We start from the raw sequence: 2,945 nt of genomic DNA on the forward strand, positions 1-2,945 counted from the left end.
AAGGTCTATGGCAATCTTCCCGCGGGCACTTGGGGGACATATCCGTTGGTTGATATGCATACAGGCCCTGGTGGCCATCCTATAGATGAGTTTATCGCGCCGCCGTCGCCCTGATTAAACACCGTCAACGTAGACAGCCGCCAGTGTGATCCCCCCGATCCGTCAACTGGCGGCGATTCAGGGGGGGGGTAGTAAGCCTCTGACAGTGCCTTAGGATGCATAGATAGACAAAAAACTTGCACCTCCAGACATTCTGCCCCCCCCAAGCTCCAGCGCGCTGTGAACTGTGGCACAGTCGGAGCGTGCGGGCCTGCCATTCGCTGTTGCACAGCAGAGTTCAGACCAACATGCCATGAATAAGTTCGCTGTCTATGTGTGCGGGTAGGTTTTGACACGCCAAACCCGTTCGCTTGAGCAGTGTTCCAGCGTCACTGGCTGGCAAGCCTTGTCAAGGCTCCCGCATTAGCTTGGCGGCCAGGCAAAGTATCCCCCTATGGAGTGCAGGAATATGTTTAACGACTTTCGATTTTCAAGCAGGCACGGTTACCCGAACGGTCTTCGGGTGGTCTTGCTGTCCTTTTTTATGGTTCTGTTCTCCTCGAAGGCCTTTGCTGCCTTCGCAGATGATTTTGTGACCACCTGGGAAACCACCGTGGCCAACGAAAGCATCACTATCCCGATGCAGTTCTCCCCTGATGGCTTTGACGTGGATTGGGGCGACGGGTCTGCCATCGAATCAGTCAGCGCTGGTGTCGCACCGTCACACACCTATGCCAACCCGGGTGTGTATACCGTGCGTATCATGACGGCGCCAGGTGCCTCACTCAGGATCTATTTTTTAAATGCCGGGGACAATCTCAAGATCCGCTCCGTTGAGCAGTGGGGAACGTCGGATTGGTCAAGTTTCCGCTTGGCATTCTACAATTGCACAAACATGAGTATGAATGCTGTGGATGTTCCAAGCGTTGTTGGTCCTGACTTCTTTTATGCTTTTTATTACATGCAAGGCGAATTTAACGCCAGCATAGGTTCATGGGATATGTCTGCAGCAACGAACACAGCGGGTATGTTCAGTTATGCTAAGAAATTAAACGCAGATCTGAATGGCTGGGATGTGTCGCAGGTGACGAACATGGAATCGATGTTCAGCGGTGCCCGAAGCTTTAACGGTGATGTGAGTGCGTGGGATGTTTCTAGCGTCACGAAAATTAATAACATGTTCGCCGGTGCCGTAAGCTTTAACGGTGATGTGAGTGCGTGGGATGTTTCTAGCGTCTCGAACATGCACGGCATGTTCGCCGGTGCCGAAAGCTTTAACGGTGATGTGAGTGCGTGGGATGTTTCTAGCGTCTCGCTCATGAGTTCCATGTTCCAAGGCGCTGCCAGCTTTAACAGTGACTTGAGCGCCTGGGATGTTTCTCAGGTCACGAACATGAGATTCATGTTTTTTGGAGCAGAAAGCTTTAACAGCGATTTAAGTTCCTGGGATGTTTCCAAAGTGACGAACACGGCCTTCATGTTTAGCGGTGCATCAAGCTTCAACAGTGATTTAAGCGGTTGGGATGTTTCCCATGTCACAAATATGGAGGGAATGTTCCACTATGCCACAAGCTTCAACAGTGATGTCAGCGGCTGGGATGTGTCACAGGTCACCGGCATGAACTCCATGTTCTGGGGCGCGGAAAGCTTCAACAGTGATGTCAGCGGCTGGGATGTGTCACAGGTCACCGGCATGGGCTCCATGTTGCGGGGCGCGGAAAGCTTCAACAGTGATGTCAGCGGCTGGGATGTGTCGAATGTCAGGAACATGAGTGCGATGTTCAGTGGCGCAGCGAGCTTTAACGGTGACCTGAGCGGCTGGGATGTGTCGAATGTCACGAACATGTGGGGGATGTTCCAAGATGCCACGAGCTTCAACGGTGATGTAAGCACCTGGAACACGTCCCAGGTCAGGTACACGGCCTATATGTTCAACGGTGCGTCAAGCTTCAACAGTGATGTCAGCAGCTGGGACATGTCCCAGGTGACGGACATGACTGCAATGTTCAGTGGCGCAGCGAGCTTTAACGGTGACCTGAGCGGCTGGGATGTCTCGAATGTGACGAACATGAATGCGATGTTCCAGGACGCCGCGAGCTTCAACGGTGATGTGAGCACCTGGAACACGTCCCAGGTCACGAACACGGCCTATATGTTCAATGGTGCATCAAGCTTCAACAGTGATGTCAGCAGCTGGAACATGTCCCAAGTGACGGACATGACTGAAATGTTCAGTGGCGCAGCGAGCTTTAACAGTGACCTGAGCGGCTGGGATGTGTCGAATGTGACAACCATGAATCAGATGTTCAGGGATGCTGCCAGCTTCAACGGTGACGTGAGCGGCTGGAATGTGTCACAGGTCACCGACATGAACGCCATGTTCAGGGGCGCGGAAAGCTTCAACGGTGATGTCAGTGGCTGGAGTACCGGCAATGTCACCGATATGGGAGGCATTTTCGCCAATGCAGCGTCGTTCAATGGTGACGTGTCTGGCTGGAATGTAGGCCGGGTGTCAAACCTGTCGGATGCGTTTTCAGGCGCAAGCAGCTTTGCCGGCGATCTCAGCACCTGGAACATCTCGAATGTGCAGTACATGTACGGCATGCTTTCCAATACCGCAATCAGCGATGAAAGCTACGAAGACATGCTGACTGCCTGGTCAGCTCTGGACCTGGAGCCGGGCGTAACGCTGGGCGCATCCGGCCTGAGCTACTGTGATGCGGAAGGCGCTCTGAGTGTATTGAGCGAAACCTATGGCTGGATGATTGACGGCGCGGTGCGTGACTGTAGCGAGGAACTGCTGGCTGATATCAGTGCGGCGGCTGACGGCAATGACGCAAGTGGCGTCACCATGGATGTTCTGAACGGCATCATCGGCCTGACAGGTGTCGATCCGAGCCAGCTTG

At 53.5% G+C, this 2,945-nt stretch carries 1 protein-coding gene; it reads left to right on the forward strand.

Features of this window, described 5'->3' with window-relative positions:
* Window positions 1-508: 508 nt before the first annotated feature.
* Window positions 509-2,945 (forward strand): BspA family leucine-rich repeat surface protein (locus J1C54_RS16145; RefSeq protein ID WP_229149940.1); only part of this gene is annotated, 2,437 nt, incomplete at its 3' end.

Origin of the sequence: Alcanivorax sp. 1008 (assembly GCF_020667895.1) — a bacterium.
In the GTDB taxonomy this organism is placed as follows: Bacteria; Pseudomonadota; Gammaproteobacteria; order Pseudomonadales; family Alcanivoracaceae; genus PGZG01.